We start from the raw sequence: 26,851 nt of genomic DNA on the forward strand, positions 1-26,851 counted from the left end.
GGTTTTTGAGAACCTCGGCAACCAATCCGGCATCGACCATTTCTTTGAGTGCGTTCGCAATCAACGGATATTGCTTATGCGGGTTAGCCTTTTCCTCATGAGCTTTCATGAGCTTGTCGGCGTAACTCTTAACCTCGATGACTGCATCATCGACATATTTACGGGTTGCCAGCACAACTGACGGGTCGATTTTTAAGGTGATCGCCGACGTGCTCGAGACAACGAGAATCATGCGAATAGTCTGCGTTCGACCGCTACCCTCGGCCAGTAACGGCTTATAGGTTTCCGGGCAGTTGGCGACAGCAATCAAAATACCAGCGTCATCATAAAGACCAATTTCACGGATGAAGAAACCACCCTCATTTTCAGGAATGATTTGCTCGGCAATAATCTGACCGGCGTCGTTGGCATCCACGCCCAGTGAATTAATCGGCGCAATACGGGTCTGGTTAATGAGCTTCGTCTGAGCCGGGTCAGGGGTCGGCAATGTGCCGTTCCCGTCACCGACGGCCATTTGTGTGATATTCAGTTTGGTACCGAGCGCGGTCGCGTTTGCCAGTCGCGCTGCGCCCTGAGTGGTCAGGATGGCAAAATATTTAGTCGTCATGCGCTTACTCGCAGGTTATCAATCAGATGAATGGCCGAAGCCGGATAAAACTCACCACCAACGACAATTTCCCCGGCGGCATAGGGATAAACAGTTAACAGGTCGCCGTCATAGCAGCTTGCGCCCACATAAGCGCGCCCGGTGGTGCTCAGGCTGATAGCGAGCCCGGTCAGATGTCGGCTGGCCGGTTTTGCCCCTTCAATCAGTCGCTCGAGCTCGAGGTACATCTCATCGGTGATGCCTGTCTCGAGTACGCCCACAACAAGCCGGAAAGTTCCGGGCTCTTCGTTGAGCTCCCACCACTCCTTAACCTCAATCAGATAGCCCAGCGGCTCCACCACGCGCCGTAATGCGGCGATAGTGCCTTTATGGGCATGAACGTAAAACGCGGAGGCGATAACGCTGCGTTTTGTCGCCTCCGGCCAGCTCTCATCCCACCGGTCAACCGAAAATGCCCACGCCAGATACGGCAGCAGCCGCACCGGGCAGGTGCGCCAGTTCCACAACGTGCGAAGCGGTACCGGCACACGCTCAATATCTGCGGCCGCGCGGGCGGCGGCGACCTCGAGCAGCGATGAGCCAACAGGCAACAGTCGCTTATTACTCATCGGCCCCCCCGTCAGCGATGTGGTATTCGGTGCAACAGGATGCCTGGTATTTACTGAGCACAATGTCAGCCAGTGGCGCGGCGAGTTCGACACGCTGCACACCTTCGACATGCAGGGCGGCATAGATGGCCGACTGACGAATGTCCCGGCCCAGTCGCTGTTGTGCGCTGATGTATGCCTTCAGTTTTTCCTCTGCGGCCTGACGGATTGGCTCGGCCTCCGGCCCCGGATAAAAATACAGAGTTGCATCAATCTGATACGGCACGATTTCAGCACTCTGTACCGTCACCCGATCGCCAACCGGGCGCACCTCTTCAGCGTTTAGTGCTTTTTCAACGATGGTCAGCAGTTCACCGGATGCGGTGCCGTCATCCTCGCGTGAAAGCACCGTGATGGTCACACAGGCCGGTGACGGGCTGACAACCGAGATATCGGCGACACGACCGTCGGCGCTGCGACCGTGGTATTCATATGCGCCGACCGGGCCAGCCACGCTGAGTCCTTCATAAGCCTGTTGTGCACGTAACCGTAAATCGGCATCAGATTCCATGACGGCGGGTGTCGGCGGGATAGTGCTGTCATCGGCGGGCGTCACAATCTGTCGCGCGGTGTTGTTGTTTCCGGCCATCACATCGAGGTCGTTATTACTCGCGTAAGCCAGTGTGCAGCCTTTCGCCGCATCGTTCACACGCTGACGCCAGATAACCTCCCGATAGGCGTTTTCCTCCAGATACTTCACCAGTGGCTCAGACTCAAGGGCGAGAGTACGCGCAACAGCGTCCTGTTGTTCTTCAGGGTAAAGCGAGACCAGCGTCGCTTTGCGTTCCGCGAGAATGGTTTCAAAATCCAGCGTTTCCACGACGTCAGGTGCGGGGAGCTGGCTCAGGTCGATGTTTGCCATAAATTCAACTCACAGGAATAGTCAGTGAAAGGGTTTTGCCGGTGCCCCGGGTCTCGCCGGTCAGCTCAACAATCATCTGACCGTTAAACTGACGCTCGACCGTCAGCGAGCTGATGCTGATGCGCGGCTCCCACTTCAGCAGCGCCATATAACAGGCGCACATAATTTGCAGCCTCAGCGCGTCGGTCTGCGGCATATCAATCAGGGAGAACAGCAGCGAGCCATAATCGCGGCGCATCACGCGAGAGCCGACCGGCGTTCGCAAAATATCGCCACAGCTCTGACGGATGTGATCGGCGTCAGTGATGGCGCGCCCGGTCTCCCTGTTCATACCGATATAACGGGTCGTCATTTCGTCCCCTCCGTCCAGGCCCCACCTCTTTGCACACCGCCGTGACCGTGGTTGTCGACCTGAACGCCGTTTGATTTAAACGTACCGTCGGTGTGTTCGATGTTTCCGCGCATGGTGCCACCTTGTTGCACCTCAAGCGTCGCCGTCGTCAGTTTGTTGGTGCAGACCACTTCCGGGGTGTCGAGGGTGATGCGGGTCTCGGCTTTCACCGTCACCAGCGGTACCGTCGCGGTGATGGAATCCGATGCCGTAACGTCTGCGGTTTTAATGCCGCTCACAGTCAGCGCGCCAGTCTCCGGCTCGTACTCGATAACAGCCCCGTCAGGAAAGGTGATGTGAAAAGCATCAGCCGACGCCGACGGCGCGGGGTGGTCATCCGAAAAAATGCCGGGCAGCACAAAAGCGGTGTCGAGTTCACCGCCCACGGCCAGCAGTAAAACCTGCTCACCCACAGACGGAGCCCACCAGACACGTGAGCGACCGGCGCGCATGGTCAGCCACTGAAGCCAGTCGGTGACAATGCCGCCAGTCTGGACGCGACAGCGCCCGTCATCGAGGTCGACTTCGACGACGACGCCGGTGCGTATCAGGTTGCGAAGGAGGCGTAAAGCGTCCTGAAGAGTTGCGCGAGTATTCATACAAGGAAGGATGCCGCCCGGTGCTCTGAGCGGCAATTGATGCGGGTTTTACTGTCGATGACACAACGCTAAACGGACAATTTAGCGATAATTATTTCTTCCACTGCCTGACGGTCTTCGTCATTAAACCCGATGAGCGGTCGGGCATCGTACTGTACCGGCGTACTGTTTCGCCCTGGCTTATCTTTGAGGCCGTACTGATGCACATTCGCCATCCGTTGTACCTTGCCGGTAAATTCCACGACCGCCGCATCATTTCCCGCAGTAGCTTTCATAAAGCGACTGGTGCGCAGCTTCGCGAACATTTCCCGCTTAACCCGGCCTTTTTTGGCTTTTATCGGCTGGCGCTTTCTGGCGGCGTAAGGTGTGCCGTCCGGTGCTTTCTGCGTTTTAATCCGGCGCTGTTGACGGGCTCGCAGGGTCTTCGCGATATCTGCGGCCATTCTGCGACGGGCAGCAGGTGACAGCGCCGCTATCAGCCCCGCGAGCTTATCGTCAAAGGGTTTAAAGTCATTCATGCAATCGACTCACGAGCTCACCGTTAACATACAGCTCAACCGGTCGGGTAACGGGCTCCGGCGGCTGCGGCTCTTCAGCCTGTTCAACGTGAAGCTTATCCCTCTGCTCTTTAACGATAGTGCGCTCGGTCAGCATCAGGCTGATACTGATATCGGCGCTGTCGTTGTCGTTGATATCGGCAAAATAGGTGAATCCCTTTTTACGCCCTTCATCGGTCGTCATAATGTCAGCCTGATGGATGCGCAGCCACGCCTGAATCGGGACGAGTAACAGCTCGATATCATCCGTGAAATCGGTCACCACCACATTCAGCGTGTACCGGTTCTCAAACGACAGCGACGTCGCCAGCGTCGAGGCCAGATTCCCGTTATCGATAAAGACACGCATCATATCGGGGTTTCGTGCCAGTACCGGCAAGGCGTCAGTTAAGGCTTTTCGCAGACTCTTCGGCTTGTACATCGATTTTATCCTGACAGTGTTTTATCGTTCTGACCTGAAGCGCACAGCGCTCGAGGGCGCTTTCGAGCTGGCGTATATCCGCGCTCAGGTCGCCATTGGTAGTCGGGTCACTTCCCGGCATCGGGCAAAGACTGACCCTCGGGCATGAGTTGTAAACAATCACCGGCGTCGGCACAGGCGGCGCGCTGGTGCAACCGGCGCACAGCATCAGGTAAATCAGCGCTATACCAGCGGCGAAGCTGTTCATTTTCATTGAGTAACCTCGTAATGGTCTGTTCCCGACGTTGGGCCCGCGCTCCGGCCTCGATGAGCTCACCGCGCAGTAAGACCTGAGCGGTCTCATTTTCCCCACGGATACGGGAGGCCGTTTTAAGCTGGCTTTTCAGCATGGTAATCACCGTTTTTTGTTCACCGGCGACACGGTTCGCTTTTTCCAGCGAGCGGCTCAAACTGGCATTTTCATGCCGTAACCACAGGAGCCCGGTCAGCGCCAGCGCGCTGACCAGTACGATCACAATGAGCCGGGTCACTGGACGACTGCCCTGATGCGCTGGCGAACAACGGAGCGCACCGACGTAAATATCAGGACGCAAATCACATACAGTAGCGCCGTCATAATCCAGCCAGCTCCCACCAGACAGGCGAAGGTTGCCGCGAATAACATCAGCGAGCAGAACCGTCGCAAGGGAGATAATTCACGACAAAAAATCGTGATGACGTTTTTTATGTCTTCAGCATTTTTCCGGGTAATTTCAATGCTTTTACTCCCCGTCATCTCGCAGGTCACGATGCCGTAAACACTGGCCGCAATGCAGATAACACTACCGAACAGCGCCCAGACAACGGCGAAATTTACCGCCACGCTTTGTGGGTCAATAATTCCCCTGAGCAACATCAGCGCCAGCAGGACATAAAAAATCATTGAGCAAATAGCTTTTTTCATTGGGTAATCCCTTTCAGACAGTAAGTACGCTCGCGAAAGCGGCGGTTTTCGAGCCCGGCATTACGCTCACCATTCACAAACACCCAGCGGGTGAGCTGGTCACAGGCCTGCCACCATTGCCGGTGTTTCAGGTGATACACCAGCGTTGAGCGACAGGCCGCGCCGGTACCGACGTTAAAAGCGAAGCTGACCAGCGCGTCATAGACGGCGGGTGGCATTTCAACAGGCACACAGACCGCGAGTCGTTTCTCGACGTTCAGCACATCAGCGACCAGATTCGCGGCGGCTTCCTTCTCGGTGATATCCCGTTTCGGTACCACCCCGACAGTGTGGCCGATGCCTGACGTCCACACGCCCGCGCTGCACTGATAAGGGCGCAACCGGCAACCCTCGAGGTCGGCAATCAGCGCGAGCCCCTCCGGCGAGGTGTGAAGCAAACGAAAATCAGGCACCAGTGCCGCCAGCGCCAGCACGACGGCCACACTGCAACGTTTAACGAATGAGCCCACGAATAACCCCCTTATCAATCCCCATCGAGACGAGATAGCGGTATTTCTTTCGCTGGTACCAGAAGTTAACCAGCGCGGTAAAAATGGCGCAGCTTCCCCCGACATAAAGCGCGAGCCGTTCCGGTGTCTGCGTACCGAAATACGCCAGCACCACTGACAGCCAGTAGGTCAGAAAGGTTGTGATTTTATCCACAGTCAGTCCCATAAATTCACGGTCTCCGATACCGGTGCGGCGTCGACTTCAGGCAGACTGACCGCCGTGCCATGTGGCAGGACGACACCCAGCTCAGCGAGCCCCGGATTAGCCAGCAATACCGCCTCGACCACACCTTCAGTGCGCCCGTAATGGCGCTGACATAACGTGTCGAGCGTGTCGCCCTGATGCGCGATGACGTTCATCAGATTTGCCCCACGATGCAGCGCGCTTTGTCCTGGATACGGGCAACCGACCAGCGCATGTCACGCCACATTTCATCGATGGTGTCATCGATGCTGTCGGCCTTTTTGTCACCTTTGGCGCTCGCATCAACGCCCCGGTAACGCTCGTACAGCGTCGCGGTCGTCATCGAGCAAACAGCGTTGAAGTAGTGAAAAACCCGCACACTTTCGCCGTCGAGTTCATCCGTCGGCACATCCTCAAGTCGCGCGTAACCGGCGGCGAGCTGAAGGTCGCGCCAGTCGGTTAACTCGGCGTTGGTCTCGGCCATCGCGGTTTTAATCGCCCGGCGCAGACGCACCGGCGTCACGGTCTGCTCGAGGCGCATTTCTTCGCGCATGCGCTTCGGATCAACATCCGGGAAAAAGGCCGTGTTTTTAATCACCGGCTCGTCAACCGGCACCGGCGGGATGACCATCGGGTCGCGCTGTTGCGCCCGGTTATTCATCACAATCATGGTCATGAGTACCTCAGTAAATAAGTGGGCGGTGGACGCCGGTCGCAGTTACGGTGAATCACCGACATTGACCAGCGTGCCGCCCGGCGCGGGGCGCGTTCTGTTAACCGGTGACTTTCTTAGGGCGTCCCCGCCCTCGTTTCACCGGTGAATCTTGTTTTTTCGCGGGTGGCTTTTTCGCGGCTTTCGGCGCCGTTTTTTTGACGACGACCGGTTTCGGGTTCAGCTCACGAGTGAGGGTCTCAATGTCCTTTCTTACCCCGGCGTTGGTGTCGAGCTGTAAGGCGCGTTGCAGGTGCGCCAGTGCATCAGGAAGCTGACCGGCATCACGCAGGGTCAGACCGGTGACCTTATGCAGTCGGGCGCGCACTTCGTCAGGCATATCGGCGGCATCGGTCAGCCCGATGACCTCGAGCAGTTGCGAAGCGTCGACCGGCTCACCGGCGATACGGGCGCGGAGAGCCGCGAGCGCGACCTCTTCGGCCAGCATATAAGGCGCGGGGCGGGAATGATTTTCCGGCATAGACAGGCCAAAACGCAGGGCATAGCGCGCAATCTCGACAGCGCCGGTGATATCCCCCGCATCCAGACGCCAGAGCATCACCGTCATCAGAATGTCATCCTGTGCGCCGGTGCCGCTTTCCAGTACGCCAGCGACCCACGGCAGGTACAGCGGGAGTAATTCGCGTTTTTTATCCGCTTTGCGTTCTTTAGAACAAATTGCTGATAGCGTCCTGCGGTCTGCGGCCAGCTTGACGAGCATTTGCTCGTAAGGTGAGGCATGACGCAGCGGGGCGTTATCCCGCTGCGATGCCCTGACAGCCGAGACCCGCATCGCATGACGCTGTGCGGGGGTTGCCATCGGTTATGCCTCCGTGCCGTCAGTGGTGTTAGTTTCAGCCGGTGCGTCGCCTGTCAGAGACTGCATCGCTTTGACCATTGCCGCCGCGAAGACTTCCGCGCTCACAGGTTCAGTGGTGGCGGGTTCTTCCGGCTCGAGGATCTCGATATTTTCAATCAGGCACCCGGCCTCGTAGTCCTCGATAACGAAATCGACTTTGACCTGTTCGTAGTTTTCCACCTGGTCGAGTTTCGGATTTTCGACGATGTGGCGGCGGTGGCCGTCCTCGTACAGATAAATCGAAATGTTATCCAGCGTGGTAATGAAAACGCTGTTTGCCGGGAAGAACGGCGCGCGCACCGCCTGAAGCTGACCGATGGTTTTCTGGCTGATAATCAGCTCACCGGCGAGCTGTTCGCTGTTCGCCTGGAATTTGTTAATCATCGGGAAGTATTTGTCGGTCAGGATACGACGACCACAGATGACAACCATTTCCGGGTTTTCGCGGTGAATTTCCGCGACCAGCGACTCGAAAGCATCCATGACCAGCGCGTCGAGGTTGGCGTAATGCCCCCCTTTACCCACTTTGATGGTGTTCGAAATTACGGTGCCGTCAGCGTCGGTGACGCTGGACATCACGCGCTCAGGCGCGTCATTACGGTATTTCTGCAACCAGCCGACAGCCACATCCTGAAGTAACGGGTTTTTGCTACGGTCAGACGTCGCCGCCCGGCTCACGCCGTTAAAGCCGATGGTGATGTAATCCAGCGCCTGACGCTTGATGATGGCGTTGCGAATGCGAATCTGAAAATCCTGAAAACGCGCCCACAGGTCGAGTTTGTTGTACTTCAGGTGATAGTCGAAGTTCACCGGGTGACAGAAATAGCGGTACGCATCCATTTTCGCGAAATCAGCGGTTTTACGCTCGACGCCGCCGTCGGTGTCAGCGGTGCTGGCAATGGAGCCGGTCACATCGATGCCGACCTTCTCTTCAGTCAGCTCGCCAACGGTCACCATGTTGATGAGCTTCAGGAAGCTGGACGACTGCTGGATTTTGTCAAACAGGGTCTGCGTCACCGACGGCTCGACGGTGAATTTTTTGTCGAGGTCGCTGGTCGCGATGCCGTTCAGCTCGGCGATACGGCTCAGGTACTGATTGAATTTAAAACGGGTCTCTTTACGCATGAGTTTTGTATTCCTTCGGGGTTATCGGGGTTAGCAATCGGTCAGCGTGGAGCCAGACGAATCACCGTCGCCACCGGCGCTTAACTTGCGGCGCGGCTGCGTTTTGTCTTCGGTGTGCTCCAGCGTGGTTTTGATAGTGCTGAATTGCTGCGAGGTGGCGTCGGCCTGTTCAGCCAGCGCTTTTTTGACGTCGGCGAGTTCGGTTTCAATGGCACTGAAACGCACCTCAGCGCTTTCGCCGCCGGTCTGCACCCGTTCGGCAATGGCGGTCACGGCTTCATGTACATCACCGAAACGCGCATCGTCGTCAGTCTGTTTACGGCTGAAGATGCCTTTCACGGTGTCGCTGAGTCTGGTCAGCAGGGTGTCGGGCAGGTCTTCAAATTCCAGCTCGGCAAGGGTTGCCACTGAGAACAGGTCGCCCGGCTGGTCTTTCTTCCCGGCCAGTGGGTTTTGTTGTGCGCGGGAGCAGAATTGCAGGTATTCAGTACCGAGGCTCGCCGGGTCATCGGTTACCGCCAGCCCGATGAGGTGACATTTGCCGGTGTTGGCAAAGTTCGGGCGAATTTCCATCGAGGTGTAAACCTTCTGGCCTTTCGCCAGCATCGCGAGCAGGTTGTCGAGCGGGGCAATTTTGCCGAACAGCGCCAGCTTGCCGTTGAGCGCCGAATCGTCGTCAATCACTTCCGCTTTCACTTCCGTGACGTCGCCATAGCGGCAAAACGGGCTGTCGGGAATAACGCTGCGGATATGCTCGAGGTTAATGCGACAGCCGTAGACGCGCGGGTCAAAGCCGTCAGCCATTTCCTGAATATCAGTCGCACTGATGACGCGACCGTCGCAGGTGTCACCCTCGACGCCGATGCGAAACCATTTCGAAATTTTTTTAGTCATGAATCAGGTGTCCTGAGTTGGGTTATCGGGTCGGATGTAGTTTCCCGACTCCCTCCCTCGCCAGCCACCGGTTACAGAAGTGCACCCCCTGACACAACAGGGGGTTAGCGATTCATCCCCCCTGAATCTTTAGCCTTGCCGTGTACTCATCACAGTGAGGTTTTATGACCACTACTAACGACACATCACTACTCAGCGACCCGCGACGACAGGCCGCGCTTTTGTTCTGGCAGGGCTATTCCGTGCCACAAATCGCGGAGCAGTTACAGGTCAAGCGCCCCACGGTGCAGAGCTGGAAACAGCGTGATAAATGGGAAGAAACCGCCCCGTTAAACCGGGTCGAGTTCACGCTCGAGGCGCGGCTGATTCAGCTCTATGCAAAGCCTGACCTGACGGCTCACGACTTTAAGGTCGCGGATTTTCTGGCGCGCCAGATGGAGCGCCTCGCGCGGGTTAACCGCTACGGCCAGACCGGCAACGAAGCGGATTTAAACCCGAACGTGGCCAACCGCAACAAAGGGGAAAAGAAGAAGCCGAAAAAGAACTATTTCAGCGAAGAGGCTATTGAGAAACTCGAAGAGATTTTCCTCGAACAGTCTTTCGACTATCAGCTCGAGTGGTGGCGCGCGGGGCTGGCGCACCGCATCAGGCACATTCTGAAATCGCGACAGATTGGCGCGACGTTCTATTTTGCACGTGAGGCACTGTTACAGGCACTGAAGACCGGCCACAACCAGATATTTTTGTCGGCCAGTAAGACGCAAGCCTATGTATTCCGTAAATACATTATCGCCTTTGCCCGACAGGCTGGCGTCGAGCTCACCGGCGACCCGATTGTGCTCGGCAACAATGGCGCGGAGCTGATGTTTCTCGGTACCAATGCCAACACGGCACAGAGTCACAACGGTGACCTGTATGTCGACGAAATTTTCTGGATCCCCAACTTTCAGAAACTGAAGCGCGTCGCCGGGGGCATGTCGTCACAGGAGCATTTACGCACGACCTATTTTTCGACCCCCTCATCGCTGGCGCACGGCGCTTACCCGTTCTGGTCGGGTGAGCAGTTCAACAAGGGGCGCTCTGACAAGAGCGAGCGCGTCGATATCGATATCAGTCACGCCGCACTCGCGAAGGGCGTCGCCTGTCCTGACGGCCAGTGGCGGCAGATTGTCACCATCGAGGACGCACTCGCCAAAGGGTGCACCCTGTTCAACATCGATACGCTGAAGCGCGAGAACAGCGTCGATGAGTTCCGCAACCTGTTTATGTGCGAATTCGTCGACGATAAAGCGTCGGTATTCCCGTTCGAAGAGCTGCAACGCTGCATGGTCGACAGCCTCGAGAAGTGGGAGGACTACGCGCCATTTGCCGACAGGCCATTCGGTCACCGCCCGGTGTGGATTGGCTACGACCCGTCATTACGGGGCGACAGCGCCGGGTGCGTCGTTATCGCGCCGCCGGTCGTTGCCGGTGGCAAATTCCGCATCCTCGAGCGCCACCAGTGGAAAGGGATGGACTTCGCCCAACAGGCCGAATCCATTCGCGAGCTCACGCAGAAATACACCGTGGAATATATCGGCATCGATGCGACCGGGCTCGGTCAGGGCGTCTTCCAGCTCGTGCGGTCTTTTTACCCGGCAGCACGTGAAATCCGCTACACGCCGGAAATGAAAACCGCGATGGTGCTCAAAGCCAAAGACACCATTCGCCGCGGTTGCCTCGAGTACGACGTCAGCGCGACCGACCTCACGCAGTCGTTTATGTCGATTCGTAAAACCATGACCAGCAGCGGGCGCAGCTCGACCTATGAGGCCAGCCGCACCGAGGAAGCCAGCCACGCCGATCTCGCCTGGGCAACCATGCACGTATTAATCAATGAGCCGCTGACCGCCGCGACCGGTGAGCAGTCATCCAGCATCATGGAGTGGAACTAATGAGCAAGAAATGCAACAAGCGCCAGCAGCCGCCGCGCACCCAAAACCACACCGCCGCACCGGCTCAGAGCATGGAAGCATTCACTTTTGGTGAGCCGACGCCGGTACTCGACCGCCGCGATATTCTCGATTATGTCGAGTGTATCGACAACGGCCAGTGGTACGAGCCGCCGGTGAGCTTTTCCGGGCTGGCGAAGAGCATGCGCGCCGCCGTGCACCACAGCTCACCGATTTACGTGAAGCGTAATATTCTGGTGTCGACCTACATCCCGCACCCGCTGTTATCCCGTCAGGACTTCACCCGGTTTGCGCTCGACTATCTGGTGTTTGGCAATGCGTTTATCGAAGAGCGTCGCAGCCTGACCGGTAAGCCGTTAAAACTGGAAACCTCACCGGCGAAATACACCCGCCGTGGCATCGAGGATGACGTTTACTGGTACATTCAGAGCTACACACAGCCGCACCAGTTCGCGCCCGGCTCCGTCTTCCACCTGCTCGAGCCCGATATTAATCAAGAGCTTTACGGAATGCCGGAATACCTGAGCGCACTCAATTCAGCCTGGCTGAATGAATCGGCGACCCTGTTCCGTCGCAAGTATTACCAGAACGGCGCGCATGCGGGATACATCATGTATGTGACCGACGCCGCGCAAAGCAGCACCGACGTCGAGGCGCTGCGAAAGGCGATGCGTGACTCGAAAGGGCTCGGCAATTTTAAGAACCTTTTTTTCTACGCGCCGAACGGTAAAGCAGACGGGATTAAAATTGTGCCACTGAGCGAAGTCGCCACGAAGGATGACTTTTTTAATATCAAGAAAGTCAGCGCCGCTGACCTGCTTGACGCGCACCGCATTCCGTTCCAGTTGATGGGCGGTAAGCCGGAGAACGTCGGCTCAGTGGGTGACGTTGAGAAGGTGGCAAAGGTCTTTGTGCGTAACGAACTGACCCCGCTACAGGCACGGTTTATGGAGCTGAACGAGTGGGCGGGTGAAGAGATTATCCGCTTTGAAAAATATAGCCTCGGCGACGACGAGTAACCCCACCCACAGCCGCCCGTCGTGGCGGCTTTACCCTAACCGCATACAACGCCCTCAACGCCACGACACGCCGTCGCCGCTTCGCTTCATCCGTTACTCATCCGCAACCACAACAACGCTACAGGGACGCGCTCAGGCGCTGGAAAAATAAAATAAATACCCGCCTCATCGCGCAATGCTTTCCCCGCCACGCCTGCCCGCTTTATAGGTCGGTTTTAATGCAGTTGCATGACTCATTATTCATTACGTCACTGTAGGTCTGGAACATCATTTGCTGTGACTGTTGTCGCATGCATTTTCATGCACATAATTGCAGTTCTAGCCTACGTTTAACTCCAGTGTTAATCTTTGCGCATTAACATATTTAATGAGAGCAATATCATGACAGAAAGTCTCGATTACATCGATCTCAAGAAGCTAGAACTTGATACGAAGAACCCTCGCCTCCCTGAAGGTGTGGAGCGAACTCCAGAAGCAATGCTGAATCACATCGCTTTGACTACATCCATCGAAGATTTGATGAATGCGATAGCTGAAAATGGATTCTTTCCTGGCGAACCCCTTATCGCGGTTAAAGAGGGGGATAAATACATTGTTGTTGAAGGTAATCGCCGCTTAACGGCAGTTAAACTTATTCATAATCCATATGAATGTGAAAGACCAAGTTCTCGGATGATAGAAATCGCCGATGGTGCAGCAAGTAAATTGGACACACTAGCAAAGTTGCCCGTTATCGTGCGTGATACAAGAGCTGAAATTTTACCTTACTTAGGTTTCAGACACATCACAGGCGTCAAGCAATGGGAACCACTAGCAAAAGCTCGTTATATAGAACAGCTTTTTGAACTGACTTCCGATACTTTACCTACTAGTGATCGATATCATCAAGTTGCCCGCGCAATCGGCAGTAGAAAAGATCATATTAAGCGAAGCCTTGATGCTTTAGCTGTTTACAAAGTTATGGAAGATAATAACTTTTATGATATTGAAGGATTAGATGAAGAATCTATCAAATTTTCTATATTATCAACAGCTTTAGCAGATGAGAAAATTGGGTTCTTTGTTGGGGTTTCTGAAAAAGATGAAGATGACGACATTTCATCAAATGATGTAATTATTCATCCAGAATATATAGATAGAGAAAACACAAAAGAACTTACTATCTGGCTTTATAAAAAAGACGAATCAGGAAAGACAAAAGTTGGAGAGTCTCGTAATCTACGAATGCTATCCTCAGTAATTGATGACCCTAAAGCTTTAACATCTTTTAGAAATGGAGCAGATCTCAAGGTCGCATATCAGTTGACCGAAAATTTAAAGCAAGACTTTATGTCATTACTTTACAAAGCTGAATCTGCGTTAATTGAAGCTGCCGGGATTGTCGCTACTATTGATTACAACCCTGAGGCGTTAGAAGTTGCAAGACGCTTAAGCCAGAATGTCAAACTTATTGGTAATACGATTAAAGCCAAAAAGGTTTCTGACGATGAAGATTTTTAAAATTGGAGATATTCATCCTAGCGTTCCACATCTGTTTGCAGATCTTGCTGAACTTGCTGCCGCCATAAACTACACTGGACGCTTTGACTTACATAAAAATGACTTAATAACCATAAAGAGTCAAAGTAATACTAGTGTAGATGATATTGATCAAGAGGCTCAGGAAGATGAAAATGAAGGAAGTGATGCTGAGCGCAATGATCGTTTAGAGAGACAGGTTGAGGATGTCTGGACACAGCTAGATTTTAGACAAAATTTCCTTAAAGATATTTATCCGTTTGTTGTAAATGGTGATTTTATTTCACTGAAAGAAAACTTAACAAATATACAAAGGATATATCTATTTTTACTTGCATGTTCAAGATTACGTTCATTTAAAAAAGCCAAGAAAGGAATAATACAATTTTGGGCTAAGAATTTCGCTGTCGTTAGCAAACTTTGCACAAGTGCACTACTCCCACCACATGCAACAGTGAGAATTTTTGATGCTAACTCTGATGACCGTCGGACCTATTACGGTACTGATTTGAGAAAAGCATTAAAAATAATGGGAAGAGATTTAGCTGTTCCTTATATTAATGAACAAGAATGCGAGAGGGCTAGTTCATCTGGAGATGCCGGTTTTGATATAATAGCCACAGTTGAATTTGATGACAAACTAAGCAGCAATTATGCTTTATTAGGTCAGTGTGGTGCACAAGAAACTGAATGGCCTAAAAAAACTTTAGAAGCTCACTCACTAAAGTTACGAACATATTTTCAAGTACATTTTGATATTCCAACGCTAATGTTTACTCCAATTTTCTATCGGAATTCTAATGGAGAATGGGTTGATAATAGTCCTTGTGCAGGAGTTTTGGTCATTGACAGAGCAAGAATATTGCAACTTCTCAAAAAGACAAACCATTGCCCTCAAATCGTAGCAGAAAAATGGTTCGTTGAGTTTGAACAAATTATCAATGATCTAAAAGTCGATTGATAATCTAGTCCCAAACATTTGGAAGACCTTTAGCTACCGCCTCAAATAAAGGAGGCGGTACAGCATTCCCCACAACCGTGTATTTCATATTCATCGAAGCACGGTCTGTTTCAGGAAATATCATATCCCCGAATCCTTGCAAACGAGCAGCCTCACGGAAGCTAAAACGGCGAGCTGGAGAATCCGATGTAAACTGCCATTTATCTGGCCCAATCTTTTCTAAAACAGGGCTGATTGGATGCAGAGGCATATGCCTTGGATTAGCTACGATGGTTTTAGATACTTGCCCCCAGTCTTGACGGCGGTTCCTTGAGAGATAATACCAATGGAAGTCTGCTTCGTAAAACTCACCGGTAGGCCATTCAGGCATTGATCCTATTGCATCTTTAATCGTAGAAAATGGTTTTAAACCCTCACCATGAGTGGCCTGAGGGAAAACGTAATCAGTACCAAATTTTTCATGTATCCCGACTATGAAAATACGTTTACGATCTTGAGCAACGCCATAATGAGAAGCATTGAGAATTTGTGAGTTAACTCTATAACCAGCTTCCTTAAAGACTTTGAACTGATCCTGAAGTAGATGTTCAAAATTGCTACGGACCATACCAGAAACATTTTCTACTATGAAAGCCTTAGGTTGGATTACTCTTAATGCCCTAGCAAACTCTAAGTAGAGCGTATTGATCTTCCTATCAGCTTTCCTCACCCCGCCTTGGCTAAAGCCCTGACAAGGGTAGCAACCGACCAGCAATTCAGCAGAAGGAAACGATTCGATAGCAGAAACATCCCCCAAGACGTAATCGGTTTCTGGATGGTTAGCCAAATAAACATCACGGGCGTAAGGTAAAATGTCATTTGCCATGAGCACATCAAACCCTGCCCTCAGAACTCCAGCATCAGAACCACCACACCCAGAAAAAAGCGACACTACAGTTGGCATTAACCCCTCCTAAAAACCGACCGCGTATTATAGCGAAACAGGCCTCGGAAAAAAGCAAGATTTCGCCAAGGCTTGATATTCTCACGTTTTAGTAACTGTGGCCATATCCCAAGGGAAAAATATCGAATTTATTTTATTATTATTTTTCAATGGGTTTAGCTGAGAACACTATAGAAAACAAGCTATTCTTCATCAAGTTCCCTTTAGCAAGTTCGGCTATCAGCCCAAGTGCGATTTCACGGTCTCTTTCCTGACAGGCCCCTTCAGCCGTTAGGCGCGCAATCATTTCGACCCGCTCAATCATAACGTGCTCACTTAACTCTCTATCCACACAACCCCCACAACGAGATACTGTATAAACATACAGTAGCACATATTGATAAAAAATGTGAAGAAAAAAAGCATCAAATACACTGTATGTACATGATATGGATGAATATTAATGGTTATATTTTCGTTGCCAGTTCAGCTAACACCCCAACACGATTGAGGATTTCTATAGCTGTGTTCTGACGCTCCTTAGCTTTAGTTTGATGCGATGGTGCTGCGGAAAAAATTTCTCCTTTGGCTGTTCCGCGTAGCCATTTGCCATCAAAACAACTTTTACCACCTGCCATCAGATGCAGGGCTTCGCCCCGGCTGATTGTGATGCCGGTTGTCAGATGTATCTCGTCGATAGTTTTCGCTATAGCTGCGTTTTGCTCATCCGTTCCGTGGATGAATTTTCGCCGTATTGCTGGCTTTTGCTTTCTGAGTCGGTTTGTCAGCTCTCGTCTTTCACGCCGACTCAAAGATTTTGTTAAATCCAATATCGGTAGGTCGCTTTCGCTTCCCGTACAGTTATTGACAGAACTCCGAGAGGGCGCAGATGCGCCCTTAACGTCAACGGCCAAATCAACGGCACGCTTTGGAACAATCTTCCACTGCGTTAACCGGGTTAGAATAGGAGAGCCAGCGCCTATCGAGGCATCGTATACACCTTTGATGCACACAGTTTCTTCGCCATACTGATTAAATTCAGTTCGAGGCTCATACAATGTACGTACCTGTAAATCATCACGGCGAACGAATGGGCCGCCTTGAGCATTCACATAATCAGCCCAGCGTCCATAGTGAGCAGCATCATGCACTGCGGCGAATTCAACACTGAGCGCCCTGGCTGTTTCAGGGTCAGCCATTTTGCGTAGCTCCCTGTATACCGTCACCGGCGCACCGCCGATAAATTGGAACTGACGGATGTGCCAGCGCGCCGCCCATGCTGAAACGGCGGGAGCAGTCTCTTTTAACAACTCACCACTTTCGTCATCGGTTTCACCATCGAGAGCATAACCGTCGATATTTTTGGAAATGTATTTAGCGACATAGCCGGTAGCGCTGCCTTTTTCCGGGTCAATGGCCTCAGCGTGGAAGCGCGCCTTTTTGGCTTTATCGCTTCTCAGTTCGTAGTGGTCTTCCTCCCACGCATAATCACGGATGATGAGTCGCACACGCTCGACATCCTCCGGCAACGTGAACATAAGCATATGCCAGTGCGGCGTTCCATCGTGATGCGGTTCAGCAACGCGTATACCGAAAATGCGGATTTCTTCCCGATGCAGCTTGGCGCGAATACGCGCCCAAAGACCGGTGAGATAGTTCTGCGTGTCTGACGGGCTTGCACCGTTCCATTTGCTGTTACGGTAGCCCGCTTTGGTGGTGGCGTGGTATTTAGACGGTGCAGTCAGAGTATAGAACTCCCCGACATAACCGAGCTCATTACAGATATTTTCAAACCCACGAATGCGAGCCATCAGCTCACAGCGGCGTATTGCTGGATTAGCGACCGAGCCGTCGTATTTTTCAATCAGGCTAATGCGGTTGCCTTCTTCGTCTTCGAGATCCAGCCCCTTAAGAAATTCGCGCGTGCGGCGCTTCTGCTCGCGCCAGTCGGTCACGCAGTTTTTACTCGCGTAAGCGTGTCGTTTCTTGCTTACGTTGCCGACTGCAATTTGCAGATGTTCGCGCCATGCAGCCGCAATGCGTCGCAAGCGGCCGCGCCACCAAACCTCATTAAACATGCGCATTACTGCCGGTGCGATTTCATCCTCACAAAAATATTTTTTAGTCACACGTTCCCATTTCGGCGGTGTAACGTTGAATTGCAGGGAAATAAAACCAGCGTGCATGTACCAGGTGTATAGCGTTTTGAGTTCGCTAAATCCGGTGTCATCAATGTCGGCCAGTTCGGCGCGAATAAAATTAGCGATATCCGCGGCCAGTAGGTCAATATCGGCGCGCGACATATCCGGGAGGCGGTTAAATCTGGCGACCATATTGACCATGCGTGACGCCAGATATTGCATAAGCTGGGTATCAAAATGACTATCGAAAACAGCGGCTGATACATTGCTGTTGATGCCCGAGCACTCGTATTTTTTTGCGACCAGTTCAAGACGTGGCAATGCCTTTTTGCAAAAGCTGATTAAAAAGGCATTGGCTCGTTGACTGCCCTGATTTTGCTCCAAAACTGCAGCGGTGCGATAAACATCAAAGCGCACACATTCTGGCTGAAGAGGAAGCACCTTTCTCGCATGCAGCAAAGCCGCGAACATACGGTCGCGGCGATACTGTTGGTCGTAGGTAAGATATGGGCTGGTTATTGCCGACCGTGGAGCATTCCACGGAAACGCGAACTGAACAGCCAATTCATACCCCCCGATAATGCTTAGATTTGAGCTCGTCGATTTGCTGACAGGTCACGCACAAATCCACGCCCGGAATCGCAATGCGGCGAGCTTCTGGGATTGGTGCGTCACATTTTTCACAGAAAAAACGGGAAGACGCAGCGATACGACTGCGCGCTTTGTTGATGTAACGCTCGCGGTCTTCTTGCTCACGCTGTTGGGCTAAATCAATTGTGTCGGCCATTAGTGCAGCTCCTGTGATTCGTTTTCGTAGCGGGTAGCCTCGGAACGCAACAGTTCAGCCACTTCAAAATAGGTCATTCGCTTATTCGTGATATGCACGGCCAGTGCTTCAAGACGGATTGAAACTGCGAGGGCGCGGTCTTTGCGTTCCTCTTTTTTGGCATCTGTCAGCAATACGGCCAGCGCTTCGGCATCAGCCTTTAAACTACGGGATTCGGCATTACGCATAATTAACTCTCCTGATTTTGGGCAATAAGAAGCCCGGCGGGTTTACGCCAAGTAATTACGTTTAATTAATTAACTGTATCCAAATACAACAGCAGGTTTGCTTTTTAACTGCTTGATGATTTCGGCTTTTAATCCATCCTTAAATTCTTTGCAGCACTCCCACTCAGGGTCAACGCGAAGTATTGCGCCGTCGCGGGTTTTAATTTCAAAACCTTCCTCCATATTTGGAATCATGGCACCTAACACAATTCTTAATTCATCGCGTGACATGTTTAATCCCTTTAATAATAAAGTGAGCAATACGAATAATTAAAAAGTCTGACGATTTCGGCGGCTTTGTTTTCAGCCCTTTTAATAATTCGGACTGAGAGTGGCACGGGTGCCAGCGCTTACCATCTTTACCCGCGATCCAGCCGTGACCGTAATGCATACCCGGACTTTGCTTAACGAGCAGAGATGCGAATGAGGGTTCATTTTTCAGCATAAGCACCTCACACTAAACCAAATGTTGCGCCGATGCCGGTCATGGTATCGACCACACTCGACATAGCCGGATTAGCCTGAAGGCGAGCATGCAACGCCATCGCTGACAGTGACAGCATACGGATACCAGAATTCACACTCTCGACCATCGTGTGTCTTTTTGCTGTCGTCAGGCGGTCTGAAGATGTTGCGCCATTAGCTAACTCACCGAGGGAACTCATTGCGCGCATTACGTATGCCTGCAAATTTTCTTTCGCCAACTCGTTAACTGGCACACATGGCAGACAATGAATCTGAGCCAGAAACCCATCGACGAGGGTTGAATCTTCGGTCAGGTCTGTCAGCGTCCATATTTCGCGGGGAGTTAGCTGGTGCGGCTGTTCTGGGTTGAGCTTGTTGTAAAGCGTATGCGGCTTGATACCTGCCTTTACAGCCAGCTCTTTTACGTTGTGAGAGGCTGCGAATTTTCTGCAAGCGTCATCGAAGTGTGTATGTGACGAAACGCGAAAATCTAACATGTTGCATCCTTATAATTCACATAAAGTGAATCAAGCGCCAATAACGAGTTGAAAACGGGAATGTCCCAGCGCCTTACGCAACTGCTCTTCTTTCCAGCGCGCGTAGTAAATGCGAACCATGCCGCTTGCACGTTTACGACCAGGCTTAATGACTCGCGGCTCGATTGGAATGCAAGGGTTGTCGCCAGTAGTCCAGCGACGAACTGTAGCGATAGAGACCCGCTCTAAAGCTGCAAACTCATGAGGAGAAACAATCTCACTTGGAATTTTCACAATTGTAATTTCAGAAGCCATATTGCATTATTCCCTGTTTATCAATAATTATCATTGATGCTCTTCGATTGTCAGCGATTACCACCAATGAATTACGGTTAAGCCGCATAGTAATGCGCAAAAGCCGCAACGGTCAATACTCGGATGCGAATTTTATGGAAATTGATTCAGAAATCAGTAACGAACACGTCTTAGATAGGATTTGCGAAATCTACGGATTTGCTCAAAAAATCCAGCTTGCGCGGCACTTCAATATCGCGGCCAGTTCCCTGCAAAACCGCTACACACGAGGGGCTATCTCCTATGACTTCATAGTCCATTGTTCTCTGGAAACAGGTGCAAACGTAGAGTGGTTGCTTACAGGTAAAGGGGAAAAGCTATCCGGTAGTAACATCAAGGCTTCTGTTGAATCTGAAGAGTTAACAGTTAAATCATTCACATTAAGTGAAGGTCGGTTGATTGACGGTACAGATTTGAGGATATCTAAATCTTTCTTTAATCGAACCCTTAACAACCCACAATGCATATTTTCAGACAATGCGGCTCACTTTATTGAGACTGATACCTTGCTGTCAGATGGTTCATGGCTTGTAGATATTGAGGGAGCAAAAAGCATTCGTGAGTTAACGATTTTACCAGGCAGAAAACTACACGTTGCCGGAGGGAAAGTGCCTTTTGAATGCTTAGTTGATGACATACAAACATTAGGTCGCGTGGTGGGTGTATATAGTGAGGTGAGTTGATGACAGTCCGTAAAAATCCGGACGGAGGCTGGATTTGCGAGCTCTATCCAAACGGAGCAAAAGGCAAACGTATTAGAAAGAAATTCGCGACTAAAGGCGAGGCGCTGGCATTTGAGCAGTACACCGTACAAAACCCCTGGCAGGAAGAAAAGGAAGACCGGTGCACATTAAAAGAACTTGTTGACGCATGGTACAGCGCCCACGGCATTACCCTGAAAGACGGGCTAAAACGTCAGTTGGCTATGCACCATGCCTTTGAGTGTATGGGCGAACCGCTCGCACGCGATTTCGATGCGCAGATATTTTCCCGTTACAGAGAAAAGCGGTTAAAAGGTGAGTATGCCCGTTCAAACAGAGTGAAAGAGGTATCGCCCCGAACGCTTAATCTTGAGCTGGCATACTTTCGAGCGGTGTTCAATGAGCTAAACCGACTCGGGGAATGGAAGGGGGAAAATCCACTCAAAAACATGCGCCCTTTCCGCACTGAGGAAATGGAAATGGCCTGGCTAACTCACGACCAGATTTTGCTATTGCTCGGAGAGTGCAAACGGCATGACCACCCTGATTTAGAAAACGTGGTAAGAATATGTCTCGCCACTGGCGCACGGTGGTCTGAAGCCGAGAGCCTGAGAAAAAGCCAGCTTGCGAAATACAAAATCACATACACCAACACGAAAGGCAGGAAAAACCGCACCGTTCCAATCAGCAAAGAGCTCTACGAGTCTCTTCCTGATGATAAAAAAGGTCGGCTATTTAGTGATTGTTATGGCGCGTTCCGGTCTGCTCTGGAAAGAACAGGCATCGAACTACCGGCAGGGCAATTGACCCACGTTTTGCGCCACACCTTCGCCAGCCACTTTATGATGAATGGTGGTAATATTCTGGTCTTGCAGCGAGTGCTCGGCCATACCGACATCAAAATGACGATGCGATATGCACACTTTGCTCCTGACCATTTAGAGGATGCCGTTAAGCTCAACCCTCTGGCGGTCAGTGGCGATAAAGTGGCGGTAGAAATGAGTAATGATGATAATTATAGATAGTTTTTGATAATCTAATTAACTGTTTTTAAACGCAAACTATTGATTTTCGGTTGTTCCTTTAGGAACTCATAATCGCTTGGTCGCTGGTTCAAGTCCAGCAGGGGCCACCAGATAAAACAAGGAGTTAGATGAGAGATCGTCTGACTCCTTTTTCTTTGGATGTAATTTGGGTCCGTTTCCCCAACATGCAATACGACTATGATCCCCATCCATTCTCAGCTATGTCTTCTTGAACACTACATCCTTGGTGATGCCGATGTCAGGAAAAGCCCTCTTACGCCAACATTGAATTGAAGGGAAAAATCAGAAAGGGTGGCTAACCCTCTATTTTCATTACATTATATCAAAACGTATATTTAGATATATCTATTATATTGTTTGTTTTGATTTTCTTATATGTTTATATTCTTTTAAGAAAATTAATTCAAAAGGATAATTCATTGCTTACACAATCTGATTTTTCAAAATTCAAAAACCTGAATATTTCGATTAACAACATTCTTGTTTTTGCCGCAGTCATGAATACAGGAGGGATAGTTTCTGCTTCATACTATATGAACTGTTCACCGTCTGCAGTGAGCCTTTCGTTGAAAAAATTTTGTACTTGTTTTCCCGAAAAACTATTCAGCAGAGAGGGCCGTTGTTTAATACCAACAGAAGAGGCACAATTGCTGTATAACGACATTAGCCCTGCAATAAGGAATCTCTTATATGCAATGACGTCCAGCACTGACATTTCCTCAACTGCCGTAGAGCAGATTTCATAAACGTCGTGGCAAGCACATCGTTATTCACAACGAGAACCCTAAATTGTGCATGCTGAGGTAAACTGACAATCGCTTTAATAATAAAATCACGACTACATTGCTGTCGGCAATCCGTACAGCGGGATATGGCAATATTATCTTTCTCACTTATAATCGTGACACTCTTTCATTAATTTCACGTAAACTTAATTGAAGACGGACTGATATTCTTTTCCGATAGGTAGCAGCAGTTTTATAGCTAATCCCCATTCGCCTCGCTGTTTCGTTCAGTCCTATTTTTTCTGTCTGCAGGACAAACCACTGCAATTCCCTTTGTGGTAATCGAATTCCGCCGACCTGGCCGACTTTCCTGGTGATTAACGGACTCATGATCGTGCCTGATGATGCGTCAGCGGAGAAAAATATGAGTTTAGATAAGATATTAATCGCCTCCGCGCGATGAACAATGCCCATAGGTTGAAGATTTGCGACTGCTGCCAGCAACAGAGGGTCACGTAAACGGGTAAAAACAATAATACTATATTGGTCTGCAGGCCACTCGTCCTTTGCAAACTTTAAGAATGCTAATCCTTCCGCCAGCGTCTCACTTTCGCTCGTTAACTCGGTAATAACGAGTACCCGCCCTGGTTCCCCATGACGGGCTGACACTTGTTTCTGCAATGCGGAAAGCGTCATTACTCTTAGACTAATTGAGCGACCTGCCAGGCTATCAATAAAGGCACATAGCCCAACGGCACTATAATAGATAGTGTCCATAACCAATACCCGCTCGTAGGAAAAATTTAAATTCTCCATATTATGCTCTATTTTTGTCGAATACATTTTAAAAGCACTATTTAGCATAACCAATGGTTATGTTTCATTAATTTTTATTTTCACCGATAGCTAATTCACAATCGGCAACAGCACTTTCCCCATGACAAACAGTATCAAGATTATAAAATGCAAGTTTAAGTTGATGACTTAATTCCACAGCATATTTAGTAGGATTGAGATTGCGGCCTTCACGTATGAAAAGGGTGTCATTAAAGTAACTTCTGACTCTTTTCAAGTGCAGGCTAATAGATGATGCAGAACAATCAAGTACCAGTGAGGCACCATACAAACTGCCCGTGTCAACAAAAACGATAAACGTTAGTATGGACCTAAAATCCACATCCATAAGATGACGAAGCCTAGAGTCATAATTAATTAAATCCATATTAAACGCCTCAATAACTTTTTACCAAAATATACTTTTCTTTTCAAAGGTGCAATAACCATGCAAAAATAGAAACATTAGTTAAAAACAATTAATAAAAGAAAAAACAAAGACAATTATTTCATGCATTTTTAATAAGGAAGTGAAAAAAATCAGATAAATCAAAACAAATAGAGTTAAATTCCAAAAGTATTAAAAAATGAAATAGTTAAATATTACTCAATGATTTAATAATTTTTATTATTTTAGATATTATCAATAATAAAATAAGTAACCGAACTCAATTAAAGCCCATGTTATTTAAGAGTTTTCTATTCTTAAAATTTACATTAGTCGTCGAGAAATAGTTGGCAAAACAAAAGAAATGTCGATTTATCAGTTAGGTTTCATAAATAAATAAATTCGAGAAAAGTCTTAACCGTCGTTTAGCAAAGTATTAAAAATTAGTTTCAATAGGGTAACCACGCACATTCCGGGCAGCGTAAAAGCACCCCACCGTCCAGCGTTAATCTGATAATGTTAATGCTGAAGTTAAATTAGAGGATTCAACACGTTCAATTAAGCGGAGCGGTAGACAATGTGTCCATCTGCGCCAACGCAAAAAAATCGGCACTGTCTGGCTGGTTGAGGGCAACTCTTTTGGACGCCACCACCTTGAAAGTGGAAACGTCCGTTAGCGTTTTATTCGATAGTCAGCTCACACGAGTTCTTTGAGCTGCTCCTGCATATAGGTCGAAAAGTACTCAGGGTTCTTGATAAGGATACGGTTACCGGAGGCGACTTTTTCAGCCCATCCAGCGACTTTTTTTGTGAACTCAGGATTCCATCCCTCTTGCTCACCGCGTGCCATCACATCTGCTGCGCTCACTGGCACACCTAAATCATGCAAATATTTTAAAATTCCCTTGGCCGTACTTTCATCCATGGAATGGGGTACTGACGCCGATGTGTTCATACCACCAATAAAATCCAATGCTTTCTCAATTGCTGTTGGCATGCTCTTATCCTTAAAATTAACCGCGTATTAAACACCTTTATACTATGTACCCAAGTCAGCCGGGATATCAAAGAGAACGTTGCCTTTATTTGATTTATGCCGCAACCAAACGCTTGCGGTGGTGGTTTTCTGCACTATTTTTTCGCATCACCAGCCAAAACCAGCCCGGTTGCCACCGCATTTCGTGGCCCTTCGGTTCCCCGAATATTGCCCTGACCGGCAACAACGCCGTAATGCGCCAGCGCGTCGGTGATCATCTGCGGGATTTCAAAATCCAGCGATGACCCCCCCACCAGCACCACAAAAGAGATGTTGCGAATTGAGCCGCCGGGTGAGACCTGCCGCAATGCGCGCAGGCAGTTCGTCACAAAGACCTTCTCCTTGGCCTGACGACGTACCAGCCGTATTTTCTCCAGCGACGTCTGGTTCTCAATGGGGATGGCTTTGCCCGCTTTCAGATACACCACTTTGGCGAACACCGACGGGCTGAGCGGTTCACGAAAGAACTCCACCGCGCCGTTCTCGTGGCGAATACTGAACAGACTCTCCACTTTCGCCAGCGGATATTTTTTTATCTCCTCTGCCAGAAAAGGATCGCTCAAGCCGAGCTCCGTTTTGATAAGCAAGCTGACCATGTTCCCTGCTCCCGCCAGATGTATCGCCTTAACGGTGCCATCGTTATGGATAATCGCGGCATCGGTGGATCCGGCACCTAAGTCGAGGATCGCCAGCGGCGCGGCGCATCCTGGCGTCGTCAATGCCCCAGCCACCGCCATATTGGCCTCCACGCCCCCCACTTCAACCGGCGTATTCAGCCGCACACTCAGCTCACGGGCGATCGTCTGCATCTGTAGCCGATCGGATTTCACCATCGCCGCAATGCCAACCGCGTTTTCCATTGAATATTCCCCGGCAACACCGCCCTGGACTTTACGGGGAATAAACGTATCGACCGCCAGCAGATCCTGAATGTGTACTGAATTCGTATCGTGCCCGCTCAGCGAGGCCATCACCTTACGCACGCGCTCCAGCATGCCACCCGCGTGAGTACCGGCCTCACCGCGAATGTCGCAGACCGGCGCACAGGCGTTCATCGCCTGCATAATTGCCTGAGCGCCTTGGGCCACATCGGCTTCTCCGCCGCGCTTTTCACCGCTGATAAAGATCTTGCCCGCCGGGATCACCCGTGATTGCACATCGCCCTGCGGGGTTTTCAGCACCACAGCGGATCGGTTGCCGATCAGTGCCCTGGCGATCGGGACGATCGTTTTTGTTTCCTCCGGCGTCAGGGCAAAGAAAGTGGCGATGCCATAAGGATTCGACAGTACCCGAACCACCTGTCCTGCTGCCGCCACTTCTACCGCCGCCAGCACACCTTCCGGGACCTTCTCCAGCAGCGTGACTTCATCAATCACCGGCAGCGTTCGTCGCAGACGATTATTGACCAGTACGCCATCGTCCTTTTTCAGGATCGCCGCCACCACATCGACGCCGCGATCCAGCGCTGTATTGATAAGCCACACCGCCTCGAGAAAATCCATCTCTGCGCCCACCAGCGGGATCCAGCCCTGCGCAAACCGATCGTGGCTCAACGATGCCAGTTTCTCCACGGCGATCGTGGTACCCATCCCTACGCCAACACCGCCTGGCGTTTGCGGGTTATGACCAATCATTGTCGATTCAGTGATGATGGTTTCGGTAATCGTCTCCATCGCCACATCACCAATGACCGGTGCGGCCTCGTTGATGCAGATTTTTGTCACGTCCTGAAGCGACGACGACGTTTTTTCCAGCGCCTGCTGCAGGGAGGCCACAACCCCGGCAATGTTATCCCGCGTACCTTTCATGCCCGTGGTCGCGACGATCCCGCTGGCAACAAACCGGCCATCCTGCGCCAGCGCCACTTCCGTGGTGGCGTTGCCGATATCAATCCCTGCAATTAACGGCATA

Annotated in this window: 36 protein-coding genes and 1 pseudogene; 7 read left to right on the plus strand and 30 right to left on the minus strand. The window is 50.7% G+C overall.

Features of this window, described 5'->3' with window-relative positions; translation table 11 throughout:
• The 17 genes from QNN86_RS16550 to QNN86_RS16630 form a co-directional block, all read right to left on the minus strand.
• Positions 1-607 (minus strand): phage tail protein (locus QNN86_RS16550; protein WP_414211786.1); only part of this gene is annotated, 607 nt, incomplete at its 3' end.
• Positions 604-1,215, minus strand: coding sequence for a phage tail protein I (locus tag QNN86_RS16555; RefSeq protein WP_414211788.1), 612 nt, complete (start codon positions 1,213-1,215; stop codon positions 604-606). The genes QNN86_RS16555 and QNN86_RS16550, both read right to left, overlap by 4 nt.
• Positions 1,208-2,116: a baseplate assembly protein gene (locus tag QNN86_RS16560; protein WP_137367118.1), complete on the minus strand. Its 909-nt coding sequence runs from the start codon at positions 2,114-2,116 to the stop codon at positions 1,208-1,210. Before QNN86_RS16560 ends, QNN86_RS16555 begins: the two co-directional genes overlap by 8 nt.
• A gap of 4 nt (positions 2,117-2,120) precedes the next feature.
• Positions 2,121-2,468 carry a GPW/gp25 family protein gene (locus QNN86_RS16565; protein WP_414211790.1) on the minus strand — a complete coding sequence of 116 codons (348 nt, stop codon included), beginning with the start codon at positions 2,466-2,468 and terminating at the stop codon, positions 2,121-2,123.
• Positions 2,465-3,106, minus strand: coding sequence for a phage baseplate assembly protein V (locus tag QNN86_RS16570; protein ID WP_414211792.1), 642 nt, complete (start codon positions 3,104-3,106; stop codon positions 2,465-2,467). Before QNN86_RS16570 ends, QNN86_RS16565 begins: the two co-directional genes overlap by 4 nt.
• Before the next feature lie 68 nt (positions 3,107-3,174).
• Positions 3,175-3,624 carry a phage virion morphogenesis protein gene (locus tag QNN86_RS16575; protein WP_414211794.1) on the minus strand — a complete coding sequence of 150 codons (450 nt, stop codon included), beginning with the start codon at positions 3,622-3,624 and terminating at the stop codon, positions 3,175-3,177.
• A complete protein-coding gene (locus QNN86_RS16580; RefSeq protein WP_414211796.1) occupies positions 3,617-4,084 on the minus strand; it encodes a phage tail protein in 468 nt (155 codons plus the stop codon). Before QNN86_RS16580 ends, QNN86_RS16575 begins: the two co-directional genes overlap by 8 nt.
• Entirely contained in the window at positions 4,047-4,292 is a 246-nt protein-coding gene (lysC, locus tag QNN86_RS16585; RefSeq protein ID WP_414211798.1) for an Rz1-like lysis system protein LysC, read from the minus strand. Before lysC ends, QNN86_RS16580 begins: the two co-directional genes overlap by 38 nt.
• Positions 4,192-4,614 carry an Rz-like lysis system protein LysB gene (gene lysB / locus QNN86_RS16590; RefSeq protein ID WP_414211800.1) on the minus strand — a complete coding sequence of 141 codons (423 nt, stop codon included), beginning with the start codon at positions 4,612-4,614 and terminating at the stop codon, positions 4,192-4,194. The genes lysC and lysB overlap by 101 nt, the downstream gene beginning before the upstream one ends.
• Complete coding sequence (locus QNN86_RS16595) at positions 4,611-5,027, minus strand: DNZ54_00345 family protein (protein WP_137398917.1); 417 nt, start codon at positions 5,025-5,027, stop codon at positions 4,611-4,613. Before QNN86_RS16595 ends, lysB begins: the two co-directional genes overlap by 4 nt.
• Positions 5,024-5,536: a lysozyme gene (locus tag QNN86_RS16600; protein WP_414211802.1), complete on the minus strand. Its 513-nt coding sequence runs from the start codon at positions 5,534-5,536 to the stop codon at positions 5,024-5,026. Before QNN86_RS16600 ends, QNN86_RS16595 begins: the two co-directional genes overlap by 4 nt.
• A complete protein-coding gene (locus QNN86_RS16605; protein WP_000524754.1) occupies positions 5,520-5,741 on the minus strand; it encodes a hypothetical protein in 222 nt (73 codons plus the stop codon). Before QNN86_RS16605 ends, QNN86_RS16600 begins: the two co-directional genes overlap by 17 nt.
• Positions 5,732-5,935: a tail protein X gene (locus tag QNN86_RS16610; RefSeq protein ID WP_001100637.1), complete on the minus strand. Its 204-nt coding sequence runs from the start codon at positions 5,933-5,935 to the stop codon at positions 5,732-5,734. The genes QNN86_RS16605 and QNN86_RS16610 overlap by 10 nt, the downstream gene beginning before the upstream one ends.
• Complete coding sequence (locus tag QNN86_RS16615) at positions 5,935-6,435, minus strand: head completion/stabilization protein (protein WP_414211806.1); 501 nt, start codon at positions 6,433-6,435, stop codon at positions 5,935-5,937. The genes QNN86_RS16610 and QNN86_RS16615 overlap by 1 nt, the downstream gene beginning before the upstream one ends.
• Positions 6,436-6,532: 97 nt before the next feature.
• Positions 6,533-7,291, minus strand: a complete 759-nt coding sequence (locus QNN86_RS16620) for a terminase endonuclease subunit (protein ID WP_414211808.1) — start codon at positions 7,289-7,291, stop codon at positions 6,533-6,535.
• A 3-nt stretch (positions 7,292-7,294) separates the two neighbouring features.
• Positions 7,295-8,455, minus strand: a complete 1,161-nt coding sequence (locus QNN86_RS16625; protein ID WP_414211810.1) for a phage major capsid protein, P2 family — start codon at positions 8,453-8,455, stop codon at positions 7,295-7,297.
• A 30-nt stretch (positions 8,456-8,485) separates the two neighbouring features.
• Positions 8,486-9,349, minus strand: coding sequence for a GPO family capsid scaffolding protein (locus QNN86_RS16630; protein WP_414211812.1), 864 nt, complete (start codon positions 9,347-9,349; stop codon positions 8,486-8,488).
• Between the two features lie 164 nt (positions 9,350-9,513).
• Between QNN86_RS16630 and QNN86_RS16635 the strand changes: the two genes are divergently transcribed.
• The 4 genes from QNN86_RS16635 (at position 9,514) to QNN86_RS16650 (ending at position 14,799) form a co-directional block, all read left to right on the plus strand.
• A complete protein-coding gene (locus tag QNN86_RS16635; RefSeq protein ID WP_410688572.1) occupies positions 9,514-11,283 on the plus strand; it encodes a terminase ATPase subunit family protein in 1,770 nt (589 codons plus the stop codon).
• Entirely contained in the window at positions 11,283-12,320 is a 1,038-nt protein-coding gene (locus QNN86_RS16640) for a phage portal protein (RefSeq protein WP_414211814.1), read from the plus strand. Before QNN86_RS16635 ends, QNN86_RS16640 begins: the two co-directional genes overlap by 1 nt.
• Before the next feature lie 381 nt (positions 12,321-12,701).
• Positions 12,702-13,820 (plus strand): ParB N-terminal domain-containing protein, encoded by a 1,119-nt coding sequence (locus QNN86_RS16645; protein WP_048218643.1) that lies wholly within the window; start codon positions 12,702-12,704, stop codon positions 13,818-13,820.
• The gene (locus QNN86_RS16650; protein ID WP_414211819.1) at positions 13,807-14,799 is read left to right on the plus strand and encodes a hypothetical protein; all 993 of its coding nucleotides are present in this window, start codon (positions 13,807-13,809) and stop codon (positions 14,797-14,799) included. The genes QNN86_RS16645 and QNN86_RS16650 overlap by 14 nt, the downstream gene beginning before the upstream one ends.
• 4 nt (positions 14,800-14,803) lie before the next feature.
• On the opposite strand, the gene QNN86_RS16655 is transcribed toward QNN86_RS16650, so the two are convergent.
• The 9 genes and pseudogenes from QNN86_RS16655 to QNN86_RS16695 form a co-directional block, all read right to left on the minus strand.
• On the minus strand, positions 14,804-15,742 hold the full coding sequence (locus QNN86_RS16655; protein WP_414211821.1) for a DNA cytosine methyltransferase: 939 nt from the start codon (positions 15,740-15,742) through the stop codon (positions 14,804-14,806).
• Positions 15,743-15,890: 148 nt separating this feature from the next.
• Positions 15,891-16,073 (minus strand): annotated as a pseudogene (locus QNN86_RS16660) (DinI family protein); the annotation flags it as partial.
• 115 nt (positions 16,074-16,188) lie between these two features.
• Positions 16,189-18,333 (minus strand): replication endonuclease, encoded by a 2,145-nt coding sequence (locus QNN86_RS16665; RefSeq protein WP_414211981.1) that lies wholly within the window; start codon positions 18,331-18,333, stop codon positions 16,189-16,191.
• A 94-nt stretch (positions 18,334-18,427) separates the two neighbouring features.
• Complete coding sequence (locus tag QNN86_RS16670; RefSeq protein ID WP_126317372.1) at positions 18,428-18,649, minus strand: TraR/DksA family transcriptional regulator; 222 nt, start codon at positions 18,647-18,649, stop codon at positions 18,428-18,430.
• Positions 18,649-18,876, minus strand: a complete 228-nt coding sequence (locus tag QNN86_RS16675) for a DUF2732 family protein (RefSeq protein ID WP_414211823.1) — start codon at positions 18,874-18,876, stop codon at positions 18,649-18,651. The genes QNN86_RS16670 and QNN86_RS16675 overlap by 1 nt, the downstream gene beginning before the upstream one ends.
• 69 nt (positions 18,877-18,945) lie before the next feature.
• Positions 18,946-19,146, minus strand: coding sequence for a hypothetical protein (locus tag QNN86_RS16680; RefSeq protein WP_001550179.1), 201 nt, complete (start codon positions 19,144-19,146; stop codon positions 18,946-18,948).
• Positions 19,133-19,360: a phage filamentation protein Fil family protein gene (locus tag QNN86_RS16685; RefSeq protein WP_414211825.1), complete on the minus strand. Its 228-nt coding sequence runs from the start codon at positions 19,358-19,360 to the stop codon at positions 19,133-19,135. Before QNN86_RS16685 ends, QNN86_RS16680 begins: the two co-directional genes overlap by 14 nt.
• A 7-nt stretch (positions 19,361-19,367) precedes the next feature.
• Complete coding sequence (locus QNN86_RS16690) at positions 19,368-19,877, minus strand: phage regulatory CII family protein (RefSeq protein ID WP_096185558.1); 510 nt, start codon at positions 19,875-19,877, stop codon at positions 19,368-19,370.
• A 30-nt stretch (positions 19,878-19,907) separates the two neighbouring features.
• Positions 19,908-20,171 (minus strand): hypothetical protein, encoded by a 264-nt coding sequence (locus tag QNN86_RS16695; protein WP_024138324.1) that lies wholly within the window; start codon positions 20,169-20,171, stop codon positions 19,908-19,910.
• A gap of 134 nt (positions 20,172-20,305) precedes the next feature.
• On the opposite strand from QNN86_RS16695, the gene QNN86_RS16700 reads away from it, so the two are divergent.
• The 3 genes from QNN86_RS16700 to QNN86_RS16710 all read left to right on the plus strand — a co-directional run bounded on the left by QNN86_RS16700 (position 20,306) and on the right by QNN86_RS16710 (position 22,703).
• A complete protein-coding gene (locus QNN86_RS16700; protein ID WP_181621202.1) occupies positions 20,306-20,893 on the plus strand; it encodes a phage repressor protein CI in 588 nt (195 codons plus the stop codon).
• On the plus strand, positions 20,893-21,936 hold the full coding sequence (locus QNN86_RS16705; RefSeq protein ID WP_414211828.1) for a tyrosine-type recombinase/integrase: 1,044 nt from the start codon (positions 20,893-20,895) through the stop codon (positions 21,934-21,936). Before QNN86_RS16700 ends, QNN86_RS16705 begins: the two co-directional genes overlap by 1 nt.
• Before the next feature lie 440 nt (positions 21,937-22,376).
• Complete coding sequence (locus tag QNN86_RS16710; RefSeq protein WP_146717976.1) at positions 22,377-22,703, plus strand: LysR family transcriptional regulator; 327 nt, start codon at positions 22,377-22,379, stop codon at positions 22,701-22,703.
• Between the two features lie 147 nt (positions 22,704-22,850).
• On the opposite strand, the gene QNN86_RS16715 is transcribed toward QNN86_RS16710, so the two are convergent.
• From QNN86_RS16715 to QNN86_RS16730, 4 genes are all read right to left on the minus strand, one after another.
• Positions 22,851-23,459, minus strand: a complete 609-nt coding sequence (locus QNN86_RS16715; RefSeq protein ID WP_414211831.1) for a hypothetical protein — start codon at positions 23,457-23,459, stop codon at positions 22,851-22,853.
• Between the two features lie 106 nt (positions 23,460-23,565).
• Positions 23,566-23,904, minus strand: a complete 339-nt coding sequence (locus QNN86_RS16720) for a helix-turn-helix domain-containing protein (protein WP_181617952.1) — start codon at positions 23,902-23,904, stop codon at positions 23,566-23,568.
• A gap of 697 nt (positions 23,905-24,601) precedes the next feature.
• On the minus strand, positions 24,602-24,901 hold the full coding sequence (locus QNN86_RS16725; RefSeq protein ID WP_181617953.1) for a DUF1889 family protein: 300 nt from the start codon (positions 24,899-24,901) through the stop codon (positions 24,602-24,604).
• A 134-nt stretch (positions 24,902-25,035) separates the two neighbouring features.
• Positions 25,036-26,850, minus strand: a complete 1,815-nt coding sequence (locus QNN86_RS16730; RefSeq protein ID WP_414211833.1) for a diol dehydratase reactivase subunit alpha — start codon at positions 26,848-26,850, stop codon at positions 25,036-25,038.
• Position 26,851 lies beyond the last annotated feature (1 nt).

The sequence above is a fragment of the Citrobacter sp. C348 genome, from assembly GCF_047467975.1.
Classification (GTDB): Bacteria; Pseudomonadota; Gammaproteobacteria; order Enterobacterales; family Enterobacteriaceae; genus Citrobacter; species Citrobacter gillenii.